The organism is Bacteroidota bacterium, from assembly GCA_034723125.1.
Taxonomy (GTDB): domain Bacteria; phylum Bacteroidota; class Bacteroidia; order CAILMK01; family JAAYUY01; genus JAYEOP01.
This window is the reverse complement of sequence record JAYEOP010000420.1, coordinates 1-2,190: the sequence shown is the minus strand read 5'-3', so window position 1 is coordinate 2,190 and position 2,190 is coordinate 1. Positions and strand designations below refer to the sequence as shown.

The window sequence follows — 2,190 nt, the reverse complement described above, 5'->3', positions numbered from 1 at the left end:
GCCTATTATGTTAACTCATACTTTAGGTGCTGCAAAAACATCAGCAAATGCAACAGCGGATGATTGGACTGCAACAACTGCATATACTGTAGGAGATATTGTAAACACAGTAGCAGACACAACACATTCATTAGTTTGTGTTACAGCAGGAACAACAGGTGCAGATGAAGCAAGTTTTACTCCAACACTAGAAACTAATCCTAATGATGATAGAAATGCTAAAATTGTAGATGGAACAGTAACTTGGATAGCAATGCCTAAGTTAATTACGGATACATATGAATTAACACAACAAATACCATCATTCTCAGTAGAATATGAGATGGAAGATGCAGCAGGAAATCCTTTTATCAAAAGATTTTCAAATGTATATTCAAATAGTTTACCAATAGGTATGACTGGTGGAACAATTTCTCTTAAAATGTCTGGAGACTTTGTAGGTGCAACGGCAACAGATTCAACAGAAGTAGGTTTCGTGGCATTAGCTGATACAGCAGGGGCAAAAATAGTTCCTAATTTTAAACAGTATTACGCTTACGAAGATTGTTCGGTTGAGCTTGATTCAGTAGCACTATGTAAAACAGAATCAATTAATCTTGATACTGCTAGAAATGTAAGTGTTTCTCCTGCATTAAATGGTTGTAATATTGTTGACATAGGTACTGCTTCTGTAAAAGGAAATATGAATAAAGTTTTCACAATCGCTGATTATGAAGCATACAAGGCACACGACAACTTTAAAGCAGAATTTATATTTGCAAAACCAAATGGTTGTGGTATGACAATGACTTATACTTATGTTACTCCTTCAAAAGCTGATGGAATGATGAAAGTTGATGGACAAGCTATGATTTCACCAGAGATTTCAGCTTCAGGAACAGCAACAGTGAAGTCTGTTTTAGCAAGTATTACATATCCTGCATTATTTGATAGCACAGGTGCTATTACAAATACAACAGGAGCATACTAGAAATAGTATTAGGGGTTTAGGGTGGCTTCCTCCACCCTTAGTTTTCCCCTTTCAAAAACTTAAATACTAAAAAAATGGAACAAAAACTAAAAATAACAAAACAAGGAAATAAAAATGAAAAATTTACCAAGTCTAAATAAAAATGCCAGCAATGACCAAAAAGTGATTTATGCTGTCGCAAACGCTTACGCAACAAAAGATAATATGCTTATTAAAAAACTAGAGGGATTGCTTCTTCCAGAAGAGATTACATTACCTGAAGACCTTCAGGCACAACTTGAAACATTTGGTAATAATCCAATAGAAGAGCCAAAACTTTTTGAAGCATTAAGTAATAATGACCACGATAAATTCAGAACACTTTGTTTAAAAGACAAAAGTATTGATGATGTTGAAGTATTTGATTTACACGATTTTGCAGTGGCAGTAGAAAAAAGAATTACTGAAATGGTAGATAAAGATGGCGTATATAAAAGTACAAAAAATACAGAAGAATTAAAGCTTCCAAAATCTTCTCAACTTGATGCACTTAATAAAATTATTGAGACAAAAGAAGATGAGCAGATAAATTTTGAAAAGCTAAATAAAGAGATTTTTAAAACAGCAGGTATGGAGCAAGAAAAGTTATCTGATTGGGAACAAGGATTGGTAGCAGAAATATACTACTCATTCATCAGAGCAACAAATAATTCTATTGCTAAAAAGCAAGCTGTTGATAGAAGTCCGTTTGCAGGATACTTAAAAAACTAATTGAGTGGCATTTTGACAAGGAGCGTGTGAAGCGTGTCAAGATGCTGCAAAATTTTGGAAATGTAGAAGAGATGATTAATGAGGCGATAATAGATAACATTATCGTCCCTGATTCTAAAAAAGAAACAATAGAATCGTTTTATCTGCCAGACACACCATCTGAGCCTGCAAGATTTTTTAGATTTTTAACTGATAATGTTACTCTTGAGTCCAATGGAATGGGAGTATCGTTAAGAGAGAATAAATATAATATATCAAAACTCCTAGAAGCAGAGGGTTTTGATTATGGAATGTTGAAGCATCTCATAGATGATTTTGAAGGTAGACTTTTATCTCAATTTCACGAAAGAGATAAAGATGAAAAATAATAAAAGCTATGAACTCTGCATATTTCGATATGCAGACTTGATAGAATACAAAAAGGATTTTAGATGGCAGTAGTAAATAAGATTATTTTAAAGATGGAAGAT

3 protein-coding genes are annotated in these 2,190 nt (G+C 33.3%); all 3 read left to right on the top strand.

The features are described 5' to 3' along the window. The coding region (locus tag U9R42_11340) for a hypothetical protein (protein ID MEA3496619.1) at nt 1–970 on the top strand (970 nt) is incomplete at its 5' end. Between the two features lie 114 nt (nt 971–1,084). Continuing rightward, nucleotides 1,085–1,720 (top strand): hypothetical protein, encoded by a 636-nt coding sequence (locus U9R42_11335; GenBank protein ID MEA3496618.1) that lies wholly within the window; start codon nt 1,085–1,087, stop codon nt 1,718–1,720. A 41-nt stretch (nt 1,721–1,761) separates the two neighbouring features. Next, on the top strand, nt 1,762–2,088 hold the full coding sequence (locus U9R42_11330) for a hypothetical protein (GenBank protein ID MEA3496617.1): 327 nt from the start codon (nt 1,762–1,764) through the stop codon (nt 2,086–2,088). The last annotated feature ends 102 nt before the right edge of the window (nt 2,089–2,190 follow it).

Coding starts and splice junctions, on each gene's coding strand:
- U9R42_11335 (MEA3496618.1), top strand. CDS start 1,085: ATGAAAAATTTACCAAGTCTAAATAAAAATGCCAGCAATGACCAAAAA.
- U9R42_11330 (MEA3496617.1), top strand. CDS start 1,762: ATGCTGCAAAATTTTGGAAATGTAGAAGAGATGATTAATGAGGCGATA.